Consider the following 23,693-nt stretch of genomic DNA (forward strand, 5'->3'; position numbering starts at 1 on the left):
GCCGGCGTGTTCGCGGCGGGCGGAAGCGGGTCGGGGCCGGGCGGTCGACTTCACGTCGTGGCTCCGGACGCTCGGGCTAACGTAGCTTGCACGACTGGGAGTCGTGTCACGATCCGTCGCCCGAACCGGGTGGGCAGAGGCCGGCTCCGTGCGATGAGAGAGGGCTCCCCGAATGGCCGAAGGCGACAACGCGGACCGACCGGGCGGCGGCTCGGAGGACGAGTTCCGCGACATGCTCCGGCAGTTCCTCTCCGGGAACGGTCCGATCGACCCGAGCCAGCTCGCGGGCGCCGCCGGTCTGCCGAACGACCCGGTCGCTCTGCAGAACCTGCTCTCGCAGCTGCAGAGCGCGATGCAGCAGTCGGGCGGCGGGATCAACTGGTCGCTCGCGCTCGAGCAGGCGAAGCAGCTGGCGCGCGCGGACTCCGTCCCGGTGACCGACGCCGTCCGCGCCCCGCTCGACGGCGCCTTCGGCGTCGCGGCGCTCTGGCTCGACGAGGTCGCCTACGTCTCCGAGCTGAGCCGTCCGCCGCGCACCATCAGCCGGCTCGAGTGGATCTCGCTCACGATGCCGGTCTGGACGCAGCTCGCCGAGCCGGTCGCCCTCAGCATCTCCGACGCGCTCACCGGCGTCATGCGCGACCAGGCGCCCGAGGAGATGAAGGCGATGATCGCCGGCGCCGAGGACATGATGCGCGGCATCGGCGGCACTCTCTTCGCCCTCCAGCTCGGCCAGGTGGTCGGCCAGCTGGCCGCCGAGGTCGTCTCCGGCGGCGACATCGGCATTCCGCTGCTCGAGGAGAACGACGCGGCGATCCTGCCGCAGAACGTCGCCGCGTTCGGCGAGGGCCTCGACATCCCGATCGACCAGGTGCAGATCTACCTCGCGGTGCGCGAGCTCGCCCACGCGCGGCTCTTCCGGCACGGCAAGTGGGTCCGGCTCGCCCTGATCTCGCAGATCACCGACTTCGCCCGGGGCATCACGATCGACACCACCCGCCTCGAGGAGCTGGCTGAGAACTTCGACCCGGCCAACCCCGAGGAGCTGCGCGACGCGATGACCTCCGGCGCGCTGATCCCGCCGAAGACGGAGGAGCAGCTCGCCGCGCACGGCCGCCTCGAGACGATGCTCGCGCTGATCGAGGGCTGGGTGGACGTGGTCACCGCCGCGGCGACCACCCGCCTGCCCAGCGCCGGCGCGATCGCCGAGACCGTCCGCCGCCGTCGCGCGTCCGGCGGGCCCGCCGAGTCGGCCTTCGCCACGCTCGTCGGCCTGGAGCTGCGGCCGCGCCGCCTCCGCGAGGCCGCCGCGATGTGGCAGGCCGTCACCGACGCGGTCGGTCCCGAGGCGCGCGACGCGCTCTGGTCGCACCCCGACGTGCTGCCCGGCTCGGACGACCTCGACGACCCGACCGCCCTCGTCGCGCGCCTGAGCGCCGAGGCCCGCGGCGAGACCCCGGAGCCCGACGAGATGGACCGCGCGCTCGAGGAGCTGCTGAACGGCACGACGCCCGCGGCGCCGGAGGGCGAGCAGCCCGAGGCCGGCACCGACGGCGGCCGACCGGACGACGACGGCACCGCTCCCACCGGCGACCGACCGGTCTGATCCCCGCGCGGGAGGGGCCCACGACCTGTGGACAACTCCCGCGCCGCCCGGCCGCTCTCGGCCATGATCTCCCGATGGTCCTCCGGCTCGATCCCCGCTTCCCCCTCGTCTGGCGCTCCGCGACCGCGATGCAGGTCGGACTCGACCACCCGCGGGTCGTGCTGGAGGGCGTCGGCTACGCCGAGGAGCTGCTGGTGCACGCCCTGCGGGTGGGCACCAGCGCGGGCACGGCGCGGCTGATCGCGACGCGCGCCGGCGCCTCGGACGCGCGCGTCGACGAGCTGCTCGCGACGCTGCGCCCGGTGCTGCTGCGGAGTATCGACCCGGATCCGCCCGCGCCGCCACGGGTGGTCGTCGAGGGCGTCGGCTCGGCGGCCGACGCCCTGCGCAGCCTGCTCCGCGGCGAGGGCTGCGAGCTGGTCGGCGAGGACGCGGTACCCGCTCTCGCGGTGCTCGTCGCCGACTACGCCGTCGCTCCGGCGCGCGCCGCGCACTGGCTCTCGAGCGACGTGCCCCACCTGGCCGTGGTCTTCGGCGACGAGGCGGTCCGCATCGGCCCCCTCGTCGAGCCGGGCGGCGGGCCCTGCCTGCACTGCGCCTACCGCGACCGGATCGACCTCGACCCGGAGTGGCCGCGGCTGGTGATCCAGGTCCTCGGCACCACCGCATCGACCCGCACCGCCCTCTCCAGTGCCGCGATCGCGGTCGCGGCGGCCGACGCGGCGCTCCGGCGGCTGCACGCCGGCTGGACCGGGCTGCGCAGTGTCGAGCGCACCTACTCCGACGCCTCCGGCTCGTTCAGCGAGCGGCGGCTGGAGCCGCACCGCGGGTGCGCGTGCCGATCTCTGCGAGGAAGCGCGACGGCTCCCGCCGCGTGACCCGGCCCACGGTGGACTGCGACCAGGAGAGCCGCAGCCGCTGACGCGCGCGGGTGATGCCGACGTAGAGCAGCCGGCGCTCCTCGTCGATCGCTTCGAGGCCGCTCGCGTAGGAGATCGGCAGCAGGCCCTCGGTCAGGCCCATCAGGTGCACCGACTCCCACTCGAGGCCCTTGGCGGAGTGGAAGGTGGCCAGGGTGACCGCGGCGCGGTCCGGCTCGTGGTGGACCTGCTGGCGGGCGAGGAGGTCGTCGGTGAACTGCTTGAACGTCCAGCCGGCGGGCGCCTCGTCGACCAGCCGGGCGAGCGTGTCCAGCGACTCCCAGCGCTCGCGCACGGCACCCGGTGCCGAGGGCGGCTCGGCGCTCCAGCCGAGCGAGCGGAGGACGTCGCTGACCGACTTGAACAGCGGCTCGCCGGAGATGGAGACCGAGGCCGCGCGCAGCTGCATCACCGCCTGCTTCACCTCCGGCAGGTCGAAGAAGCGCTTGCCGCCGCGCAGGTGCGCCGCGACGCCGCGCTCGTGCAGCGCGCGCTCGAGGATCGCCGACTGCGAGTTGGTGCGGAAGAGGATCGCGATGGCGGAGGGGCGCACGCCCGCCTCGATGTCGGCGGCGACGCGGGCCGCCACTCCCCGGGCCTCCGCGACGTCGTCGGGGTAGGCGTCGATCGCCGGCTCCGGGCTCTCGGCGGCGGCGGGGGCGCTCGCGACGGAGTGCAGCACGAGGGCGCCGGGCCGGCCGCGCATCAGCCGGTTCGCGGTCTGCACGATCGGCGGGGCCGAGCGGTAGTTCTCCTCGAGGCGGACGACCGTCGCGGCCGGCCAGCGCGAGCCGAAGTCGAGCAGGTAGTCGGCGCGGGCGCCGGCGAAGGAGTAGATGGTCTGGCTCGCGTCGCCGACCACGCAGAGGTCGCTGCGGTCACCGAGCCAGAGCTCGAGCAGCCGCTGCTGGAGCGGGTTGACGTCCTGGTACTCGTCGACGACGAAGAAGCGGTACTGCTCGCGCACCTGCATCGCCATCGCCGGCTCGGACTCGAGCATCCCAGCCGTGACGAGGAGGACGTCCTCGAAGTCGATCTGCCGGCGCTGGTCCTTCAGCCCCTCGTACTCGTCGACCATCGCGACGGTCTGCTCGAGGGTGAGCCGTCCGGGCAGCGCACGGGTCCGGGCGGCCACCGCGTACTGCTCGAGCGAGAGGGCGGACACCTTCCGCCACTCGATCTCAGCGGAGAGGTCGCGCAGGGTCGCGGTGTCCAGCTTCAGCCGGAGCCGCTCCGCGGCGTGGCCGAGCAGCCGCGCCTTGCCGTCGAGCAGCTGCGGCATCGTGCCGCCGACCAGCTGCGGCCAGAAGAAGCCGAGCTGCGAGAGCGCGGCGGCGTGGAACGTCCGGGCCATGACGCCGCCCGCACCGAGCACGCGGAGCCGGGAGCGCAGCTCGGCGGCCGAGCGGCTGGTGAAGGTGAGCGCCATCACCCGGGCCGGCGTGTAGACGCCGGTCGCGACTCCGTGCGCGATCCGGTGGGTGATGGTCCGCGTCTTGCCGGTGCCCGCGCCGGCCAGGACGCAGACCGGGCCGAGCAGCGCCTCCGCCGCCTCGCGCTGCCCCTCGTCGAGTCCGTCGAGCAGGGTCACGCGACGATGGGGCCGTTCTCGAGCGCTCCCCCGTACCAGTCCTCGATCATCGCGCGGGCGATCGACGAGCGGCCGGGCAGCAGCACCGACTCGAGCGAGTCGTGCAGCTGCTGGCGGGTGAACCAGCGCAGGGCGACGATCTCCTCGCCGTCCGGGAGCAGGTCGGCGGGGGCCTGGTCCTCGGCGAGGCGGGCGGTGAAGCCGATCATCAGCGAGGCGGGGAACGGCCAGGGCTGCGAGCCGAGGTACTGCGGGTCGACGACGCGCATCCCGGACTCCTCGAAGATCTCGCGGACGACCGCCGCCTCGAGCGACTCCCCCGGCTCGATGAAGCCGGCCAGCAGCGAGAAGCGGCCGGTGCCCCACATCGCGTTCGAGCCGAGCAGCAGGCGGTCGTCGGCGTCGAGGACGCAGACGATGATCGCCGGGTCGGTGCGCGGGAAGACCTGGCTGCCGTCGGCGGGCGAGCGGCGGACCCAGCCGCCCTGCTCGATCACGGTGGCCTCGCCGTTGCGCGGCGAGAAGCCGTGCGAGGCGTGCCAGTTGACCATCGCGAGCGCCTCGGTGAAGAGGCCGGCGTCGCGGTCGCTGAGGTGCTCGGCGAGGGTGCGCAGGGCGCCCCAGGCGGCGTCGTCGGGCTCGAGGGCGCTCGCCTGCTCGTCCGTGAGCGCGGCGGCGACGACGGGAGTGCCCGCGGGCTCGCCCTCGGCGTCGACGGTGGTGCGGCCGAGGTAGAGGCGGAGGGCGTCGGCCGGCACGTCGGCCGCGGGGCGCAGGGCGAGGCGCTCGCCGTCGACCAGGGCGCGGTCGCCACGCAGGAGGACGACCCGGGTCGCCGCGTCGGCGTCGAGCTCGTCGAAGAGCTCGGGACGCGCGCGGGCGAGGTAGTCCCGGTCGACCGCCTGGCGGGCGAGCGGGAGGCGGTCGGAGAAGGACGGGATCATGCGGGCTCATTTCGAAGCGGTGCCGGGGGGACGGCCGGTGCGGGGCCGAGGAGGTGGCGGGCCGGGCGGCGGCCGGGAGGAGCGCGGCTCCTCGACGGCATCGGCTGGTCAGCGCGTGGCGACCGGCCGGTCGGGCGCCCGGCGACCTACCCTGGTGAGCATGGCCAGATCCCATCTCACTCTAGCCGCGCTGGCCACTTCGGCCGTCGAGGGCCTCGACGTCCGGACCGCGCGCGAATTCACGCACTCGACGCACGGGGACTTCGACTCCGCGCTGCTGACCACGCGCGACGGCGCCCGCCTGGTGGTGCGCGTGCCGACGTCGCCGCTGGCCGAGCAGGAGCAGCTCGGCGACCTCGTCGCCCTGCGCGCGCTCACCGCCGGCATCCGCAGCCGCCTGCCGTTCGATCTGCAGGAGAGCATCGGGCAGACACCGTACGACGGCACCCGCGGCGTCGTCTACGAGTACCTCGAGGGCGACCGGGTGCTGATCGACGACGTCGAGGCCTCCAGTGGTCTCGCGGACTCGGTCGGGCGCGCGATCGGCGCGATCCACTCGCTGCCGGCATCGTTCGTGCAGGAGGCGGGGCTGCCCGTCGCCTCGGCCCGCGACAGCGTCAACGAGACGGTCGCCGTCGTCGAGCGCGCCGCCGACACCGGCCACGTGCCCGCCGCGCTCGTCGCGCGCTGGGAGTCGGCCTCCTCCGACGAGGCGCTCTGGCAGTTCGACCCGACGGTCGTGAACGGCTCGATGACCTCCGACTCGTTCCTCCGCTCCGGCGACTCCGTCAGTGCCGTGCTCGGCTGGGCGGCGCTGCGGGTGGGCGACCCGGCCCGCGATCTGCACTGGCTGCTCAGCGCCCCGGGGGCCGGCACGGCGTTCGCCGCGTACTCGCGGATGCGCGCCGGTGCGGTCGATCGCACCCTCCGCCAGCGCGCTCAGCTCTACGCCGAGCTCGAGCTGGCCCGCTGGCTGCTGCACGGCACCGAGACCGAGGACTCGGCGATCGTCGACGACGCGGTCGGGATGCTCGACCTCCTGGTCGACAGCGTCCTCGGCGATCTGTCCGCGCCACTGTCGACCGACACCGGACCGGTGCTCGAGGTCTCCGAGGTCGAGGAGCTGCTGAACCGCACGCCCGGCGCGCGGACCGGCTCCTCCGCTCACGGCCGCGGGCTCGCCCCCGTCGCCGAGGAGAGCGACTCCGAGAGCTCGCGCTCCGAGTAGAAGCGCTCGGGCCGCAGCACGAGGTCGTCGGCGACGAAGTAGAACACCGCGTCGACGCTCTCCAGCGGCACGCCCTTCCAGCGCGAGTAGGCGAGCCGGTACAGCGCGAGCTGGAACTGCTTGAGCTCGAGATCGGCCGCGTCCTTCGGGGCGCGGCCGGTCTTCCAGTCGACGATCTGGAAGCCGTCCTCCGTCCGGTAGACCGCGTCGAGCTTGCAGACGACGACGTGCCCGGCCAGCTGGAGGTGGATCTCGATCTCGACCGCCTCGGGGCGGCGGTCGGCCCACTCCGAGCGCTCGAACGTCTCGATCAGACGGGCGAGCTGCTCGCCCTCCGCTCCGGCCGCGGTCGCTCCGCCGTCGTCGAGCTCGTCCGGGAAGGTGTCGACCGACTCCGCCTCGCCCTGGATGCCGAAGCGGTTCTCCACCCAGGAGTGGAACGTGGTGCCGAGCCGGGTCTGCCGGTACGGCCGCTCGGGCATCGGCCGGCGCAGCTGCGCGACGACCTCGGCGGGCGTGCTGACGATGTCCTTGAACCGCGAGGCCGGGATGCGGGTCGGCAGGCCGACGCGCTCGCCGCCCGCGAGGCGCACGGCGCGCTCGGCGAGCAGCAGGCGGATGTCCGCACCGCGGGCGCCGAGCAGCGCCGGCTCGGCGACGCGCACGCGCTCGGCCGCCGCGCGCACCCGGTCGCCGCGGGCGCCGAGCGGGTCGTGCGGCCAGTGGAAGGTGCGCGGCGCCTGCTCGAGCGGGTTCTCGAGGTTCGACGGCTCGACCGGCAGCTCCGGGAGGGTGCGGGCCTCGGCGAGGTCGCGGAGGAAGACGCCGGGTCCGCGCGGCTTCGCCTGCCCGGCCCACCAGGACCCGCTCAGCAGCAGGTGGTGCCGGGCCCGGGTGACCGCGACGTAGGCGAGCCGGCGCTCCTCGGACTCGTTGCGCTCGCGCAGGGTGTCGCCGAAGTCGGCGATCGCGTCGACGACCTCCTTCTGCGTCGCGCAGCCGCGCCAGGCGAGGTCCGGCAGCTCGGCGGCGTCGCCGCGGAAGGCGTAGGGCATCGCACCGAGGCGCACCCAGCCGCGGAAGCCCTCCACCGGCGTGCCGGGCAGCTCGCCGTCGACCATCCGCGGCACGGCGACCAGGTCCCACTCCAGACCCTTCGAGCCGTGGATCGTCAGCAGCTGGACGGTGCCGGGCTCCGGGTCCTCGGGCCGAGGCGCGAGGCCGTCGCGCTTGTCCGCCAGCACGAGCCAGCGGAGGAAGCCGCGGAGCGACGAGCCGGTGCCCGCGCCGCGGTCGTCGGTCTGCAGGTAGCCGGACACCGCCTCCCGGAACGCCTCGAGGTTGGCGCGGCCGTCGCTGCGCGACTCGTTGGCCTCCACCTCGATGTCGAGGCCGAGCTCCTGCTCGACCAGCGTGACGAAATCGAGGAGGTCCAGGCCGGCCCGGGCTCGGAGGCGCGCGAAGAGCGTGCCGGCGTCGTGCAGGCGGCGCAGGCCCTCGTCGCTGAACGAGGACAGCGCGGAGTGGTCGAGCCGGCCGTCCTCGCCGGGGCGTCGCGAGGCGATGAAGTCGAGGGCCTCGATGATCGAGCCGCCCTCGCCCTCGGTGACCGAGGCGCGCATCCGCTCGCGCACCTCCTCGGGCAGCAGCCGGTGCGCGTGGTCGCGCGAGGCGAGCCAGGAGGCGAGATCGCGCAGAGCGCGCAGGTCGCGGACGCCGAGGCGCCAGCGCGCGCCGGCCAGGAGGCGGACCAGCTCGCTGCCCGCCGCCGGGTCCTCCACCACGGTGAGCGCGGCGACGAGGTCGGCGATCTCGGGCTGCCGCAGCAGGCCGCCGATGCCGAGGATGTGGTACCGGACGCCGTGCCGGGAGAGCGCGGCGGCGAAGCGGTCCATGTGCGCGCGGACGCGGAAGAGCGCCGCGGCCGACGGCGGCGCCTCCCCGCGCTCGGCGCTCTCGGCGAGGCGGCCGGCGAACCAGCGCGCGACGTCGTCGGCCTCGTCCTCGATCGTCTCGGGGAAGGTGAGCTCGACGGCGTGGTCGGAGGCGCCCGGCCCGGCGGCGAGGCGGTCGACCGGGACGGCGCTGCCCGCGGTCAGCGGCGCGACGACGGCGTTCGCCGCAGCGAGGACCCCGTGGCCGTTCCGCCAGCTGGTCGACAGCGAGAACCGGGCCGCGGAGCCGAAGTCGAGGGCGAAGCGGCCGAGGCCCTCCGCGCTCGCGCCGCGCCAGCCGTAGATCGACTGGTGCGGATCGCCCACGGCCATCACGCCCTGCTCGGCGAAGAGCCGGGCGAGCAGGCGGGTCTGCAGCACGGAGGTGTCCTGGTACTCGTCGAGCAGCACGACCCGGTAGCGGGCGCGGTGCTCGTCGACGACGCGCGGCACGCGCTCGATGATCCGGAGCGCCAGCGCCACCTGGTCCGAGAACTCCACGAAGCCGCGCTCGGCCTTCGCCTCCTGGAACCGCTCGGCGAGCGCCGTCAGCACCGGCAGCGCGCCGACGGCCTGCAGCGCCTTCTCGAGCTCGCGGTAGAGACCGGAGCCGCTGGACCCGCGGGGCAGCTCGCCGAGGCGGAGGAAGTCCTCCGCGAAGCCGGCCACCTCGGCCGGGTCGGCGAGGTTGTCGGCGAGGTCGTGCGCGAGCGCGACGGTGAGGTCGGTCAGGCGGTCGATGCTCGCCTCGACCTCGAGGATGCGCGGGTCGGCGGTGTCGGCGACGACCCCCCGCGCGAGATGCCAGGCAGACGCCTCCGAGAGGACGGTCGCATCGCCCTCCCGCCCGATCAGCGCGGCGTTGTCGCGGAAGATCGTGTTCGCGAAGGCGTTGTAGGTGGAGACGGTCGCGGCCTCGAACGGGTCGGGCTCGGTCTGGCCCTCGCGCAGCGGCAGCAGGCCCGCGGCCCCGAGCTGGTCGATGCGGCGGCCGATCCGCTCGCCGAGCTCGGCGGCGGCCTTGCGGGTGAAGGTGAGGCCGAGGACCTCGGAGGGAGCGGCGAGCCCGTTGGCGAGCAGCCAGAGCACGCGGTTCGCCATGGTCTCGGTCTTGCCGCTGCCGGCGCCCGCGACGACGAGGGCCGGGGCGAGCGGCGCCTCGATGACGGCGCGCTGCTCGACGGTGGGCGGGCGGAGGTCGAGGGCCTCGGCGATGGTCAGGGCGTCGATCACGGGCGGGGTCCCTCCTCGGGGGTCGCGGCGGAGTCGGGAGCGGGGTCGGCGGCGCGAGCGGGGTCGGCGGCGGGATCGGAGTCGGCGGCCGGGTCGGGGTCGGCGGCGTCCAGGGAGGAGTCCTCGGGAGCCGCGGTCTCCTCCTCGTCCGTCTCGACCTCGTCGAGCGCCAGCCGACCGTCCCCCGAGACCTCCGGCACCGCGTGGATCCGGTACCGCAGGGCGTCGCCCGGGGAGAAGGGGACAGCGTCGAGCAGCCCCGAGAAGCCGGCCGAGGCCATCCCCCGCGCGGCGGCGCGGACCCGCTCGCGCAGCGCCTCGAGCTCCTCCTCGCCGAAGCGGGGCTGGACCACCTCGCGGTAGAGCGACCCGCGGACGCCCTTCGCGACGAAGAGCAGCTTCGCGCCGCCGCCCTCGTCCGCGCCGGCCGCCTCGATCGCGCCGCTCGCGACGGCGAGCTGGTAGCTGCCGAGCTGCGCGTGCTCGGCGATGTCGGCCTGGCGCGGAGTGCTCCGGCCGGTCTTGAGGTCGACGATGACGACCGAGCCGTCCGGCGCGCGCTCGACCCGGTCGATCGAGCCGCGGATCCGCGCGGGCGGCACGTCGATCTCGAACTGCTGCTCGCGCCCGAGCACCGCTCCGCCGCCGCGCTCGAAGTCGGCGAGGTAGGCGGCGAGGCCCTCGACCAGGCGCCGCGTCACCCGCAGCTGCCGCTCGCCGAGCCAGGGCGACTCGAAGACCAGCTCGGGCCAGCGCGATTCGAGCTCGGACCACAGCGCCTCCGGCTCGGTGCTCGCCGCGTTCTCGAGCACCCAGTGCACGAGCGTGCCGACCCCCATCGCGGTGCTCGTGGTCGAGCCCGACACGGCGTCGACGAACCAGTCGAGCGGCGAGCGCTCGAACGCCTCGAGCCGGCTGGGCGAGACCGAGACCGGCCGCTCGGGATCGTCGAGGTCGAAGAGCGGCTCGGTGGTGGAGGGCTCGAGGACGCCGTACCAGGAGGCCGGGTCGGCCCCCGCCACCTCGGCCAGCGTGAGTGCGCGCAGCCCGCGGATCGCGCCGGGCGCCTCGGCCGAGTTCGGCGTCGTCGCGGTCCGGCGGAGCCCCGCGACCGCCCCGCGCAGGGTCAGCGGCACGGCCGAGGCCGCGTCGAGCCGGGGCGCGTCGGGCGGCGTGAGCCGGAAGAAGAGGGACGGCGTCTCGTCCTCGCCCGCGACGGCGCTGAGCACGAGCTGGCGCCGGGCCCGGGAGGCGGCGAGCGCGAACATCCGCAGCTCGTCGTCGAGGGTGGCCTTCCGGCCGTCGAGCGGCAGGTCGCCCTCGCCGCGCGCGTGCCGGATCAGCCCGTCCGGGTCGAGCAGCGAGCCGCGCTGCCGCAGGTTCGGCCAGACGCCGTCCTGCAGCCGCGCGACCACGACCACGTCGAACTCGAGACCGACGACGGAGGAGGGCGTGCCGATCAGCACCGCGTCCTCGACCGAGCGCGGCGCCAGCGTGTCCTCCGGCACCTCCGCCTCGAGGATCTCGGTGACGAAGCCGATCGCCGAGTGACCGGGCGCCCGCTCGACGAAGCGCCGCGCCGCGCTGAAGAGCGCGACGACGCCGTCGAGGTTGCGGTTCGCCTCGGCAGCGGTGAGACCGGTGCCGAGCGCCAGCTCGCGCCAGGAGGAGGCGACGCGGCTCGACTCCCAGGCCGACCAGAGCAGCTCCTCGATCGAGCCCTGCTCGGCGTGCAGCCGGCGGACCCGGTCGATCGTGACGGCGAGGCGCTCGGCCTGTCGGGCCGGCCCCGAGTCGATCGTGGCGAAGCGGCCCGGTGCCTCCAGAGCCTCCACGAGCAGCGGATCACTCGCGCGGATGCCCCCGCCTGCGAGCTCCTCCGCGCGCAGAGCGAGCCGCAGCCGCCGCAGGCCGAGCCGGTCGACCCCGCCGAACGGACCCAGCAGCAGCTCCGCCGCCAGCTCCGCGTCCAGCGGGCGCTCGCCCACTGCGACGCCGATCAGCACGAGCAGCGCCCGGGCGGCGTGGTCGTCGCGCAGGGCACGGCCGGCCAGCACGGAGCGCGTGGGCACCTCGGCGACGGCGAGCGCCTTCAGCAGCGGCTGCACGGCCGCGCCGGAGCGGACGACGACGGCCATCCGGCGCCACGGCACGTCGTCGCGGAGCCGCCGCTCGCGCAGCAGTCGCGCCACCGTCGCCGCCTCGCGCGCCGCCGTCGGAGCGTGCAGCACCAGCAGCGGGGCGGGCGCCCCCTCCTCGTCGGCGGGGGCCTCGGCGGCGCGCTGCCGACCGGCCGCGGCCGTGCCGATCCGCTGCGTCGCCGCGGAGACGAGCGAGCGCAGGGCCGCCCCGTGCCGGTGCACGCGGCCGAGGACCAGCGTCTCGGCGTCGCGCACGCCGATCGCCGGGCCGAAGCGGCCCAGGGTGTCGGACGCGGCGCCGCGGTAGGCGCTCGTCGCGACGTCCGGGTCGCCGAACGCGAGCACGGTGACGCCGCGCTCCGCGAGGGCGCGCAGCAGCACGACGGTCGACTCGCTCGCCTCCTGCATGTCGTCGACGACGACGAGGCGGAGCGCCCGGATCCGCTCGCCCCCGCCGCCGTCGCGGATCGTCTCGGCCGCGAAGGCCGCGAACTCGGCGGCGTCGAGCTTCGTCCCCGCCTGCGGGGCCATCCAGTCGACGACGTCGCGGAACTCCTCGAGCACGGCGGCGGCGGCCGACCACTCGCCGCGGTCCGCGTCCACGGCCAGCCGGCGGATCGCGGCGGTGTCGAGGCCGTGCTCGGTGGCCCGCATCCCGAACTCGCGCAGCTCGGTGCGGAAGGTGCGCAGCCGCAGCACCTCGGGGCTGAACTCGTCGGGCCAGCGCGGCCCGGTGCCCTCCTCGAGGTGCCCCTCGAGGAGCTCGGAGAGGATGACGTCCTGCTCGCCGCCGGTGAGGAGGGTCGGCCGGTCGATCCCGAGCTCCTTGGCGGCGGCGGTCACGGCCTCGAAGGCCAGCGAGGTGGCGGTCCGCGCCAGCGGACCCCGCGTCGGGACGCCCAGGCGCAGCGCGAGCACGTCGCGCAGAGCGGTCGCCGCCGTGCGGCTGGCGGCGAGCACGGCGATCGACTCCGGCTCGTAGCCGCGCTCGAGCACGCGCTCGGCGACGAGCTCGACGATCGTGCTCGTCTTCCCCGAGCCCGGGGCGCCGAGCACGGCGGCGCTGCGGCCGTCCGGCAGGGCGAGGACGGCGCGCTGCGACGCGTCGAGGACGAGCCCCTCGCCGGCCGAGCCGTCGCGGGCGGGAGCCTCGTAGGAGGCGGGTGCCGGGGTTCGAGGAGCGCTCACGCAACCACGCTAACGAAGACCGCCGACACTGCCGCGCGCCCTCGGGCGGCCCCTCCCGGGCCGGGTCCGCTCAGCGCGAAACCGGCGTCGGCCGCGCCGCGCGGTCCCGTATCCTGACAGCCACGTCCCCTCCCGAAAGGCACTGCTGGTGGAAATCCGTATCGGAATCGTCAACACCCCGCGCGAGCTCAACTTCGAGTCCTCGCTGTCCGTGGCCGAGGTCGAGAAGACGGTGACCACCGCGCTCGAGGCGGGCGCCAAGGTCCTCCGCCTGCGCGACGAGAAGGGCAAGATCTACATCGTCCCCACCGAGACCATCGCCTTCGTCGAGGTCGGCTCCGAAGAGTCGCGCCGCGTCGGCTTCGTCGCCTAGCCCCTCCCGCACGGTCACGTTGTGGAGCTCCTCTTCGTCACGCTCGGCGGGATCCTCCTGGGCCTCGCCGCCCGGTACGGGCTGCCGCACCGGCACCTGCACGGGTCGGTCCTGATCCCCGCGCTCGGCGGCGTCGTCGCCGCCGTCGTCTGGGTCGCACTGACCTGGGCCGGTCTGCCCTGGGACGGCGGACTGATCTGGATCCTCGCGCTCGGTCTCGCGGCTGTCGCGGTCCTCGCGGCCGACGTCGCGCTGGGCCGGGCGCGCACCCGCCGCGATGACGCCGCCCTCGAGGCGATGCTCGCCGGCCGGGTCGCCCCGGACCGCGTCGCTCCCTGAGCGCCGCCCACCACCACGCGGAGGCGCGGGAGTCCCGGACTCCCGCGCCTTCGTCGTTCCCGGGTCCGCCGCCTCAGGCGGGCAGGGCCCCGACCGGGGTCGTCGCGGCGAGCGCCTCCGCCACCGCCGCGCGGATCGGCTCCACGATCGGCAGCACCCCGGCGAACTCCGTGGCCAGCCGCTCGGCCGCCGCGCTGAGCGGCCCGCCGCCGATGATCACCGCCTCCGCCCCGCCCGCCTGCGCCCGCAGCACCGCGGCGTGCAGCTCGCCGTGCAGCCGGTCCGGGTCCTCGAGCTCCTCCGCCGGCGACGCCGTGAGGAAGCAGCCCGCGTAGGCGCCGAGGCTCCCCGCATCGGCGACGAGCGCCCGGAGCACCGGCTCCAGCCGGCCGGTCGTCGTCGCGATCGCGAACCGCCGGCCGCCCGCGCTCGCGGCGCGCACGGCCGCGGCTCCGATGCCCACGACCGGCAGCCCCGTGGCCTCCGCCGCCTCGGCGGCACCCGGATCGCCGAACGCGGCGACCACGATCGCGTCGGGCGCGTGCAGCAGCACCGCGCGTCGAGCCGCGGTCACCACGTGCGCCGCCGCGGCGGAGAGAGCGGAGGGCGTCGTGATGATCGAGGGCCCCTGCGCCACCGTCTCCCCCACGATCCGGACGTCCTCCCCGCGCACCGCGTCGCGGGCGACCGCGACGAGGAGCCGGGTGGTCGCGACCGAGGTGTTCGGATTCACGACGACGACGGTGCGCTGCACGCTCAGTCCTCCGCCATCGGGCGGCCGACGGTCTCGCGCGGGAACTGCACGGCGATCGCGCAGATCGCGAACAGGCCGGCGAGCAGGGCGAACATCCCGCCGACCCCCGAGGCGTCGAGCACGGCGCCGGCGAGGAGCGGGAACAGTCCGCCGGAGAGCGAGCCGAGGGCGAGGATCACCGAGGTGCCGAGGCCGCGGATCCGCGTGGGGTACTGCTCCGGAGCGAACAGCCAGATGGTGGTGTTGAGCACGATCACCGAGAAGTTGAAGAGGAAGCCGAAGACGAGCACCAGCGCGACGGTGGTGCCGAGGAAGCCGAAGCCGAGACCGGCGCCGATCCCGAGCAGGGCCGCGACCGTGAGCGTGAGCTTGCGCGGCAGCCGGCGGGCGGCGAGGGCAGCGACCAGCGCTCCGACCAGGGAGCCCGACTGCATCACGAGGGTATACCAGAGCGCACTGGTGATGTCGAAGCCGCGGGAGGTGAGGATCAGCGGGATGAGGGTGAGCATCGAGATCTGCGCGGCGTAGGACATGCAGACCGCGACGCCCAGGGCGATCGTGGTCCAGCGGTGGCGGCGGCCGAAGAGCTCGGTCCAGCGCGGGGTGCTGACGGCCGTGACGGGCTGATCGGCGGCACCGCCGAGGTAGTCGACCTCGTTCTCGACCGGGCGGTGCAGCCGGCCCTGCGCGAGCCGGTTGATCACGGTGTTCGCCTCGGCGACGCGGCCCCGGGCCGCCAGGTAGCGGGGAGTCTCGGGCAGCGCGCGCCGGTAGACCACGACCGCGAGGGCGGGGATCACCAGGATCCCGAAGAGCCAGCGCCAGCGGTCGTCGCCGGTGAAGACCGAGAAGACGATGACGCCGAAGAGCGGGGCGAGCATGTTGCCGAGACCGGCGGCCGCGACGTTGATCAGGCCCACGGCGGTGCCGCGGTGCTTGGCCGAGAAGAACTCGGCGAGCATGATGACGGCCGTCGCGATCTCGCCGCCGAGACCGAGGCCGACGAGGAATCGCGCGGCGACCAGGATCACGTAGCTGGGCGCGAAGGCGCAGAGCAGCGAGCCGACGGCGAAGATCATCAGGTTCGCGCCGAGGAGGGTGCGCCGCCCGATCCGGTCCATCACCACGCCGGCGAGGACGCGGCCGAGCGCGACCGCGGTGAAGGTCGCCGTGTTGAGCAGGCCGATCTGCGCGCCGGCGAGCCCCCAGTCGGCGGCGAGGATCGGACCGGCGACGCCGACCGTGTTCTGCTCGATCGCGTCGAAGAAGACGCCGAAGAGGATCATCGCGACGATGCCGAGGTGCGCGCTCGTGACTCCGATGCGCGAATAGGCGGCCTCGATGCGGTCGCCCATCGTCGTGGCGGGGGGCGGATTCGTGACGGTGCTCATGGGGCGGGTCCTTCCGGCGGAGTGGCGAGAGAGGCGCTCGGTATACCGAGGCACGTCGATCACGGTAGATCCGATCCGGCGCCAGGGTGTTTCGGGCAGATGAAGACGGCGTTACAAGGGCCGACGGGTCTCTCCTGCACCGCCCGCTACCCTTCGAGGACGGAGAACGGGTAGACCGACAGGAGCACCGATGCCGACGAAGAGTCCCGCGCAGACGATGTCGCAGCGGGTGTACGAGGAGCTGCGCGCGCGCATCCTCGACGGTCGGCTGCCGGCGGGCGAGCCGATCCGCGAGCGCGATCTCGCCACCGAGCTCGCCGTCTCGCGCGTCCCGATCCGCGAGGCGCTGCCCTGGCTCGAGCTGGCCGGCCTGGTCACGGTGCGCCCGCGCAGCACCGCCGTCGTCTCGATCGTCCGGCGGCGCGACGTCGAGGAGCTCTACGACATCCGCTCGGCGCTCGAGCCGCTCGTGGCCCGCAAGGCCGCGGAGGCGGTGGCCCGCGGCGCCGACGCCTCGGCCCTGACCGCCGTCGTCGCCGAAGCGAGCGCCGCCCTCGCCGCCGGCGACCTCGCGCGCTTCCACTCCGAGAGCGGCCGCATCCACGGCGCGATCGAGGCGATCGCGGGCAACCGGCTCCTGATCACCACGATGCAGCCGCTCGACGAGCGCAGCAACCGTCTCAACATCGCCAACATCCAGGCGGAGCCGGGTGTCCGGCACGACGAGCACGTGCGCCTCGCGGAGGCGATCGCCGCCGGCGACGCCCCGCTCGCCGTCTCCGTCGCCCACGCCCACGTCGAATGGGGCCGCGCCCGCACCGTCGCCACCCTGGCCCACGTCCCCGGCTTCATCGACGACTGACGCGGCGGCCGGACCATGCTGATCGAGTAGCCCGCGAAGCGGGCGTATCGAGATCCACCACCGCCGGCAGGACGACTCTGCAGACCCGCCCTGCTAGCGACGGCGGGTCTCGATACGCCCCTCCGGGGCTACTCGACCAGCATGAGGCGCGGCACAGGCCGAGCTCCGGCACGCGGATCTCCCTCGGGCACGCGGGAACCGGCGAATCCCGCGAGCCGGAGGCGATTCCGCGAGCCGGAGGCGTAGGAGCCCCGGCTGACACCCGCGCCGGGGCCTCAGGCCGTCAGGCCGAGCGCGTCCATCCGGCGGGTGTGCGAGGCGATGAGCTCGGTGAAGACCGGCTCGATCCTCGACTCGTCGGAGTCGGGGTTGCCCGAGCCCATCAGCGCCGAGCGCGCGACGAGGAGCGTGTCGCCCACCAGCCGGCGCCCCCAGACCGCGAGCCGGGAGCCGAGGCGCTCGTCCGCGGCGATCTCGCGGCGGAGGATCGCGACCAGTCCGTCGACGCCGGTGTCGGCGCCCAGCGTCTGCGCCATCCGCGGGCCGACGTCGTTCGGCAGCCCACCGGTGAGCCGGATGAAGAAGTCGTCGAGGAGCCCGGCGGTGATGTACGCCGACAGCAGCGTCTCGTGCAGGTCGGCGCCGCGGGTGAGGTGCTCGAAGGTGTCGATGGCCGGCCGGAACGGCGCCATCGCCTCGCTCGGCTCGACGTCGCGGCGTCGCAGCTCGGCGACGACCGCGTGGTGCTTCGCGAGCGCCGTGCCCGCCGCCGCGGAGATCGCCTCCTTGTCGGCGAGGTCGTCCGTGCCCGCCACCCCGCGGGCCAGCGCCTCGAAGACGGCGAGCTGGAGGTAGGCCACCTGACCGAGGTAGGGCAGCAGCTGGGGGCTCAGGTCGGCGAGATCGACGCGATCGCGCTTGCTCGTCGACTCACCGCGCGGGGTCAGTCGGGGGGCTTCGCCGAGCGGACGTCGACGTCGGAACCAGGCTGCCATCCGATCAGTGTAGAGCGCGCGCCGCCCGCGGTTCCGGGCCCGAGGACCCCCGTGGCGGTAGACTCGCCGGGATGTCACCGGCGCTGGATCGGTGACCCTGCGCCCGAGTCGTACAGGGGCGTGGACCGTTCGACACGACAGGCGCTTCACTCCGTGACTTTCTCCGACCTCAACATCGACGACGACATCGTCGCCGCACTCGCCGCCAAGGGCATCCTCGAGCCGTTCCCCATCCAGGAGCAGACCATCCCGCTGGCCCTGCAGAAGCAGGACATCATCGGGCAGGCCAAGACCGGCACCGGCAAGACCTTCGGCTTCGGCCTCCCTCTCATCCAGGCCCTCGGCAACGACCCCGAGCCCGGCGTCAAGGCCCTGATCGTGGTGCCGACCCGCGAGCTGGCCGTGCAGGTCACCGAGGACATCGAGCTCGCCGCCTCGAACCGGCCGACCAAGATCGTCTCCATCTACGGCGGCAAGGCCTACGAGGGTCAGATCGAGCAGCTCAAGGCCGGCGCGCAGATCGTCGTCGGCACCCCGGGCCGCCTGCTCGACCTCGCCGGTCAGCGCCTGCTCTCGCTCGCGAGCGTGCAGACGATGGTCCTCGACGAGGCCGACAAGATGCTCGACCTCGGCTTCCTCTCGGACATCGAGAAGCTCTTCGCGCAGACTCCCGCGACCCGCCACACCATGCTCTTCTCGGCTACGATGCCCGGCGCGATCGTCGCCCTCGCGCGCCGCTTCATGAACAAGCCGATCCACATCCGCGCGACCGACCCCGACGAGGGCATCACGCAGGCGAACATCAAGCACATCGTCTACCGGGCGCACTCGCTCGACAAGGACGAGGTCATCGCGCGCATCCTGCAGGCCGAGGGCCGCGGCAAGACCGTCATCTTCACCCGCACCAAGCGCGCGGCCGCCCGCATCGTCGAGGAGCTCAACGACCGCGGCTTCAACGCCGCCGCCGTGCACGGCGACCTCAACCAGGAGCAGCGCGAGCGCGCGATGGCCGCGTTCAAGGCCGGCAAGAAGGACATCCTGATCGCGACCGACGTCGCGGCCCGCGGCATCGACGTCAACGACGTCACCCACGTGATCAACCACACGATCCCGGACGACGACCAGACCTACCTGCACCGCGTCGGCCGCACCGGCCGCGCCGGCAAGACCGGCATCGCCGTCACCTTCGTCGACTGGGAGGACCTGCACAAGTGGGCCCTCATCAACCGCGCGCTGGAGTTCGGCCAGCCCGACCCGGTCGAGACCTACTCCTCCTCGCCGCACCTCTACGAGGACCTCGCGATCCCCGTCGGCACGAAGGGCCGGCTGAAGCCGACCCCGATCCCCGCCGAGGCGAAGGCGGACGCCCGCCCCGAGCGCGCTCCCCGTCAGCGCGAGCCGCGGGAGCCGCGCGAGGGCGGCCGCGAGCCGCGCCGCCGCAGCCGCGGAGACTCCGGTGAGACCGCTCCCGCCGCCACCGAGGGCGAGCCGGTGCAGACCGGCCAGGCCCCCTCGAGCGAGAGCAAGGAGCACCACGACGGCAACAGCGAGCCCCGCCGCCGCACCCGCCAGCGCCGCCGCAGCCCCCGCCCGGACGGCTCGGCGTAGCAGCCGCTTCATGGTGGTCGAGTAGCTCCGCAGGAGCGTATCGAGACCCGGCCTTCAGCAGCGCGAGCTTCTGACGCCGGTGGATCTCGATACGCCCGCTCCGCGGGCTACTCGATCAGCATGGAAGACCGCGCCGTGGGCTCCTCGGTCGGCATGCAGGCCCGCTCCGCGGGCTGCTCGAACGGCGCGAGAAGCATGCTGGTCGAGTAGCCGCGCAGCGGCGTATCGAGACCCACCCCGCCGTGCCGACGGCGCGGCTCAGCCCGCCCGCGCCGCCCCGCGGATCGCGTCGACGGTCGCGCGCTCCGTCGTGTTCTCGCCGAGCCGGTTCGGCTTGCCGGTGCCGTGGTAGTCGCTCGACCCGGTCGTGACGAGGGAGTACCGCGCCGCCAGCTCGCGCAGCCGCCGCTTGCCCGAGGCGGTGTTCTCCCGGTGCTCGACCTCCAGGCCGAAGAGCCCCGCGTCGACCAGCTCCGGCAGCATCGACTCGATCGCGATGCCGCGGGTGCTCGTCGCGGGGTGCGCGATCACGGGCACGCCGCCCGCGGCCCGCACGAGCCGCACCGCCTCGACCGGATCCGGGGCGTAGTGCGGCTGGAAGTAGCCTCCGCGCCAGTCGAGGATCCCCGCGAACGCCGCCGAGCGGTCGGTCGCGAGCCCGCGGGCGACCAGGGCGTCGGCGATGTGCGGCCGCCCGATCGTGGTGCCGGGGCTGGTCTGGGCCAGCACGTCGTCCCAGGTGAGGTCGTAGTCGGCCGCGATCGCCGCGACGATGGCCTGCGCGCGATGCGAGCGCTCCGAGCGGATCCGGGAGGTCTCGGCCACGAGGCCGGGGTCCTCCGGATCGGGGAGGTACGCGAGCACGTGCACGCTCGCCCAGCCGACCCGCGAGGAGAGCTCCATCCCGGGCAGCAGGTCGATGCCCGCCTCCTCGGCCGCGGCGATCGCCGCCGCCCAGCCGCGGGTGGTGTCGTGGTCGGTCAGCGCGACGCCGTCGAGACCGGCCGAGGCGGCCGCGCGGACGAGCACCTCGGGCGGCTCGGTGCCGTCGGAGACGAGCGAGTGGGTGTGGAGGTCGTACCCGCCTCCGGGGACATGCATCCGGCCATCGTAGACGCGCGTCCTGCGGACTCCCCGGGACCGATGCCCTAGCCTGGGCCGGGATGGGGACACGACTGGTCAAGTTCGCGGTGGCGCTCGCAGTGGCGATCGTGCTGCTGGTGGTCGCGGCACCCGGCTTCTTCGGCCTCGCCGGTCAGACGCCCTTCGCGCAGCTGGTCTCGTTCCGCGCCGCCACCGCCCTGGCCGGGGTCGCCGGAGCCGTCGTCCTCGTCGTCGTCGCGGTGCTCGTCGAGCCCGTGCGCCGGCTCGCCCTCGTCCTCGGCGCCCTCGGCGTCGCCCTCGCGCTCGTGCTCGGCGGCCTGCAGGCGGTCCGCGGCGACGACTCCGCCCCGCCCCGCGCGCACCGCCTCGGCGACCTGCGCGTCCTGAGCTGGAACCTCCTGCACGACGGCGTCCCCGCCGAGACCGTCGCAGCGCTCGCGGACGCGAACGCCGCCGACGCGGTCGCCCTGCTCGAGGTGTCGCAGGAGCGCGCTCAGCAGGTCGGGGACGCCCTCGCCGCCGCCGGCCGCCCGATGATCCTTCACCTGGTCCCGGGCACCGGGCCGAGCGACGGCACGGCGCTGCTGCTCTCGCCCGCCCTCGGCGGCTACTCGGTCGACGCGGCGAGCACGCCGACCGCGACCAGCGCCTCCCTCGTCGCCCGCCCCGACACCCCGGAGCGCCCGGTGATCGCGGCCGTGCACACCACCGCCCCGCTGCCCGCCCACGCGACCGAGTGGCGCAGCGACCTGGCCAGGCTGGCCGACCTCTGCACCGCCGAGGAGGACCTCGTCGTCCTGGGTGATCTCAACTCGACTCTCGACCACTGGTCGGCCCTCCCGGGTGACGCCGACCTCGGCGGCTGCACGGACGCCGGACGGCTCGCGAACGCCGCGGCCGTCGGCACCTGGCCGACGAGCCTCCCGCCGGCCCTCGCCGCTCCGATCGACCACGTGCTGTTCTCCGGTCGCTGGGACGTCTCCGGCTTCGACGTGCTGGACGACCAGGACGACGCCGGCAGCGACCACCGCCCGGTGCTCGCGCAGCTCTCGGTCCGCGGGATGGTCAAGGAGTCGTCCTGACCCCTGCCCCCTCAGCCCCGGCCGCCGTGTCGGGCGCAGGGAGGAGAATGGGGGCATGACGAACACGGACGAGCAGACCACCACCGCCGCACCGGAGACCGTCGCCGCCGCCCCCGCACCGCGCGCGACCACGAACCGCTCCACGACCCCCGGCTCCGACCGGTTCCGCGACTTCATCGCGTCCGGCTGGGCCGAGCGCGAGGAGACCCTCCCCGCGCCGCGCGAGCAGGCCGCGTTCGCCGCGCGCCGCCGCGAGCGCCTCTCGGCCCTGCACACCGGCGTCCGCCTGATCGTGCCGGCCGGGCGGCTGAAGCAGCGCGCCAACGACACCGACTACCCCTTCCGCGCGCACTCCGCCTTCACCTGGCTGACCGGCTGGGGCTCGGACTCGGAGCCCGGCGCCGTGCTCGTGCTCGAGCCCGCGGGCGAGGGCCACACCGCCACGCTCTACTTCCGCGAGCGCGCCGGCCGCGACTCCGACGAGTTCTACGCCAACTCCGAGATCGGCGAGTTCTGGATCGGTCCGCGCCCCTCCCTCGCGCAGGTCGCGGCCGACCTCGGACTCGAGACCCGGGGCATCGCGGAGCTCGACGCCGTCCTGGACGCCGGCGAGGCGCCGGTCGCGGTCCTCCGCGAGGCGGACCCCGTGGTCACTGCTCGCGTGGACGCGCAGACACCCGGCCCGGAGACCGAGGGCGACGCCCTCGAGCGCGACCTCTCCGAGCTGCGCCTGGTCAAGGACGAGTACGAGATCGCCGAGCTGCGCGCCGCCGTCGACGCCACCGCCCGCGGCTTCGAGGACGTCCTCGCCGACCTGCCCCGCATCGTCCGGCACGAGCGCGGCGAGCGCCTGATCGAGGGCGTCTTCAACGGCCGCGCCCGCGCCGACGGCAACGCGGTCGGCTACGACACCATCGCCGCCGCCGGTGCGCACGCCTGCATCCTGCACTGGACCCGCAACGACGGACCGGTGCGCTCCGGCGACCTGGTGCTCCTCGACGCCGGCGTGGAGCAGGAGAGCTACTACACCGCCGACATCACCCGGACCTTCCCCGTCGACGGCCGCTACACCGAGGCGCAGCGCCGCGTGCACGAGACGGTCCGGGAGGCAGCCGACGCCGCCTTCGCGATCGTCCGGCCCGGCATCCGCTTCCGCGAGGTGCACGCCGCCGCCATGGCCGTGATCGCCCGGCGCACCGCGGAGTGGGGCCTGCTGCCGGTGAGCGCCGAGGAGGCGCTCGAGGCCGACAACCAGCAGCACCGCCGCTACATGGTGCACGGCACCAGCCACCACCTTGGCCTCGACGTGCACGACTGCGCGAAGGCCCGCCGCGAGATGTACCTGGACGGGATCGTCGAGGCCGGCATGGTCTTCACGATCGAGCCGGGCCTCTACTTCCAGCCCGACGATCTCACCGTCCCCGAGGAGCTGCGCGGCATCGGCGTGCGGATCGAGGACGACGTCCTCGTGACGGCGGACGGCGCCGAGAACCTGTCGGCCGGCATCCCCCGCTCCGCCGACGACATCGAGGCCTGGATGGAGCGGCTGGCCGGCTGAGGCACGACCCGGACGGATCCGGGTCGGGGTCGGCGGCGCTCAGGCGGCGACGGCCTCGACCGGGTTCTGCCGGGCGACGGCGTGCGCGAGCCCCTCGAGCAGGACGGCGAGCTGCCCGGCCGGCGCCGCCGGGTCCTCCGGGTGCCACTGCACGCCGACGATCGGCGCGTCGCGGTGCTCCAGAGCCTCGACGACGCCGTCCTCCGCCCGGGCGACGACCCGCAGGCCCGGGGCGAGGGCGTCGACTGCCTGGTGGTGCGCGCTCTGCACGGCGAGCGCCTCCGCGCCGAAGAGGCCGCCGAGGGTCGAGTCCGCGGCGAGCACCACGTCGTGGCGGTGCATGCGCTCGTGCACCGGCGCGTCGGCGTTGAGGTGCGCGGCCTCCGGGCCGAGGTCCGGGACGAGCGTGCCGCCGAGGGCGACGTTGACGATCTGGAGTCCGCGGCAGATGCCGAGCAGCGGGGTGCGGCGGGCGAGAGCCCGGCGGACCAGGGCGATCTGGGCGGCGTCGGCCTGCTCCGCGTGCGGGCCCTCGCCGGCGTAGCCGCGGGCGACGCCGTAGCGCTCGGGGGCGATGTCCTCGCCGCCGGCCAGCACGATCGCGTCGGCGCCGAGCGTGCGCTCGAGCAGCCGCGCGGTGCCGAGGTCCTCCGCCGCGAAGCGCTCCGCCTCCCAGCCGAGCTCGCGGGCGAGGCCCAGGATGCGGCCGTTGAGCATCTGCACGTAGGCGTGGTACTCGTCGCGTCCGGGGCGCGTCGAGGCGACTTCGACGATGGCGAGCGTTCCTGGCATGCCTCCATCCTGGGCACGGGCGGGCGGCGGGTCGAGTCGCGACGACACGC

The 23,693-nt window shown here is 74.7% G+C and carries 18 protein-coding genes; 9 read left to right on the forward strand and 9 right to left on the reverse strand.

Annotated features, from left to right (window positions below; translation table 11 throughout):
• Positions 1-172 precede the first annotated feature (172 nt).
• Both EDF17_RS15730 and EDF17_RS15735 read left to right on the forward strand, forming a co-directional pair.
• The gene (locus EDF17_RS15730) at positions 173-1,606 is read left to right on the forward strand and encodes a zinc-dependent metalloprotease (protein WP_123447579.1); all 1,434 of its coding nucleotides are present in this window, start codon (positions 173-175) and stop codon (positions 1,604-1,606) included.
• A gap of 74 nt (positions 1,607-1,680) precedes the next feature.
• Positions 1,681-2,484, forward strand: coding sequence for a hypothetical protein (locus tag EDF17_RS15735; protein WP_123447580.1), 804 nt, complete (start codon positions 1,681-1,683; stop codon positions 2,482-2,484).
• On the opposite strand, the gene EDF17_RS15740 is transcribed toward EDF17_RS15735, so the two are convergent.
• A complete protein-coding gene (locus tag EDF17_RS15740; RefSeq protein ID WP_123447581.1) occupies positions 2,405-4,117 on the reverse strand; it encodes an ATP-dependent helicase in 1,713 nt (570 codons plus the stop codon). The genes EDF17_RS15735 and EDF17_RS15740 overlap by 80 nt on opposite strands.
• Positions 4,114-5,061 (reverse strand): NAD(+) diphosphatase, encoded by a 948-nt coding sequence (nudC, locus tag EDF17_RS15745; RefSeq protein WP_123447582.1) that lies wholly within the window; start codon positions 5,059-5,061, stop codon positions 4,114-4,116. The genes EDF17_RS15740 and nudC overlap by 4 nt, the downstream gene beginning before the upstream one ends.
• Before the next feature lie 160 nt (positions 5,062-5,221).
• Here nudC and EDF17_RS15750 point away from each other — a divergent pair, with 160 nt between their 5' ends.
• Entirely contained in the window at positions 5,222-6,289 is a 1,068-nt protein-coding gene (locus EDF17_RS15750) for a phosphotransferase (RefSeq protein WP_123447583.1), read from the forward strand.
• On the opposite strand, the gene EDF17_RS15755 is transcribed toward EDF17_RS15750, so the two are convergent.
• Both EDF17_RS15755 and EDF17_RS15760 read right to left on the reverse strand, forming a co-directional pair.
• The gene (locus EDF17_RS15755; RefSeq protein ID WP_123447584.1) at positions 6,226-9,456 is read right to left on the reverse strand and encodes an ATP-dependent DNA helicase; all 3,231 of its coding nucleotides are present in this window, start codon (positions 9,454-9,456) and stop codon (positions 6,226-6,228) included. The genes EDF17_RS15750 and EDF17_RS15755 overlap by 64 nt on opposite strands.
• Positions 9,453-12,785 (reverse strand): ATP-dependent DNA helicase, encoded by a 3,333-nt coding sequence (locus EDF17_RS15760; RefSeq protein ID WP_123447585.1) that lies wholly within the window; start codon positions 12,783-12,785, stop codon positions 9,453-9,455. The genes EDF17_RS15755 and EDF17_RS15760 overlap by 4 nt, the downstream gene beginning before the upstream one ends.
• Positions 12,786-12,933: 148 nt before the next feature.
• On the opposite strand from EDF17_RS15760, the gene EDF17_RS15765 reads away from it, so the two are divergent.
• Together EDF17_RS15765 and EDF17_RS15770 are read left to right on the forward strand one after the other, a co-directional pair.
• Entirely contained in the window at positions 12,934-13,158 is a 225-nt protein-coding gene (locus EDF17_RS15765) for a DUF3107 domain-containing protein (RefSeq protein ID WP_123447586.1), read from the forward strand.
• Between the two features lie 21 nt (positions 13,159-13,179).
• Entirely contained in the window at positions 13,180-13,497 is a 318-nt protein-coding gene (locus EDF17_RS15770) for a hypothetical protein (protein ID WP_123447587.1), read from the forward strand.
• 73 nt (positions 13,498-13,570) lie between these two features.
• Here the strand turns inward: EDF17_RS15770 and EDF17_RS15775 are convergent, their stop codons facing one another.
• A complete protein-coding gene (locus EDF17_RS15775; protein WP_208110630.1) occupies positions 13,571-14,251 on the reverse strand; it encodes an aspartate/glutamate racemase family protein in 681 nt (226 codons plus the stop codon).
• 2 nt (positions 14,252-14,253) lie between these two features.
• The gene (locus EDF17_RS15780) at positions 14,254-15,642 is read right to left on the reverse strand and encodes an MFS transporter (RefSeq protein WP_243732927.1); all 1,389 of its coding nucleotides are present in this window, start codon (positions 15,640-15,642) and stop codon (positions 14,254-14,256) included.
• A gap of 190 nt (positions 15,643-15,832) precedes the next feature.
• Between EDF17_RS15780 and EDF17_RS15785 the strand changes: the two genes are divergently transcribed.
• Positions 15,833-16,504 (forward strand): GntR family transcriptional regulator, encoded by a 672-nt coding sequence (locus EDF17_RS15785; RefSeq protein WP_123447588.1) that lies wholly within the window; start codon positions 15,833-15,835, stop codon positions 16,502-16,504.
• Between the two features lie 275 nt (positions 16,505-16,779).
• Here the strand turns inward: EDF17_RS15785 and EDF17_RS15790 are convergent, their stop codons facing one another.
• Complete coding sequence (locus EDF17_RS15790) at positions 16,780-17,499, reverse strand: ferritin-like fold-containing protein (RefSeq protein WP_123447589.1); 720 nt, start codon at positions 17,497-17,499, stop codon at positions 16,780-16,782.
• A gap of 153 nt (positions 17,500-17,652) precedes the next feature.
• On the opposite strand from EDF17_RS15790, the gene EDF17_RS15795 reads away from it, so the two are divergent.
• A complete protein-coding gene (locus tag EDF17_RS15795; protein ID WP_123447590.1) occupies positions 17,653-19,107 on the forward strand; it encodes a DEAD/DEAH box helicase in 1,455 nt (484 codons plus the stop codon).
• Between the two features lie 258 nt (positions 19,108-19,365).
• Here the strand turns inward: EDF17_RS15795 and EDF17_RS15800 are convergent, their stop codons facing one another.
• Entirely contained in the window at positions 19,366-20,208 is an 843-nt protein-coding gene (locus tag EDF17_RS15800; protein WP_123447591.1) for a PHP domain-containing protein, read from the reverse strand.
• 62 nt (positions 20,209-20,270) lie between these two features.
• On the opposite strand from EDF17_RS15800, the gene EDF17_RS15805 reads away from it, so the two are divergent.
• Positions 20,271-21,293, forward strand: coding sequence for an endonuclease/exonuclease/phosphatase family protein (locus EDF17_RS15805; RefSeq protein ID WP_123447592.1), 1,023 nt, complete (start codon positions 20,271-20,273; stop codon positions 21,291-21,293).
• Between the two features lie 55 nt (positions 21,294-21,348).
• Positions 21,349-22,851 (forward strand): aminopeptidase P family protein, encoded by a 1,503-nt coding sequence (locus tag EDF17_RS15810; protein WP_123447593.1) that lies wholly within the window; start codon positions 21,349-21,351, stop codon positions 22,849-22,851.
• A 39-nt stretch (positions 22,852-22,890) separates the two neighbouring features.
• On the opposite strand, the gene EDF17_RS15815 is transcribed toward EDF17_RS15810, so the two are convergent.
• Positions 22,891-23,643: a gamma-glutamyl-gamma-aminobutyrate hydrolase family protein gene (locus EDF17_RS15815; RefSeq protein ID WP_123447594.1), complete on the reverse strand. Its 753-nt coding sequence runs from the start codon at positions 23,641-23,643 to the stop codon at positions 22,891-22,893.
• Positions 23,644-23,693: the final 50 nt, after the last annotated feature.

The organism is Rathayibacter sp. PhB1, assembly GCF_004362935.1.
Classification (GTDB): domain Bacteria; phylum Actinomycetota; class Actinomycetes; order Actinomycetales; family Microbacteriaceae; genus Rathayibacter; species Rathayibacter festucae.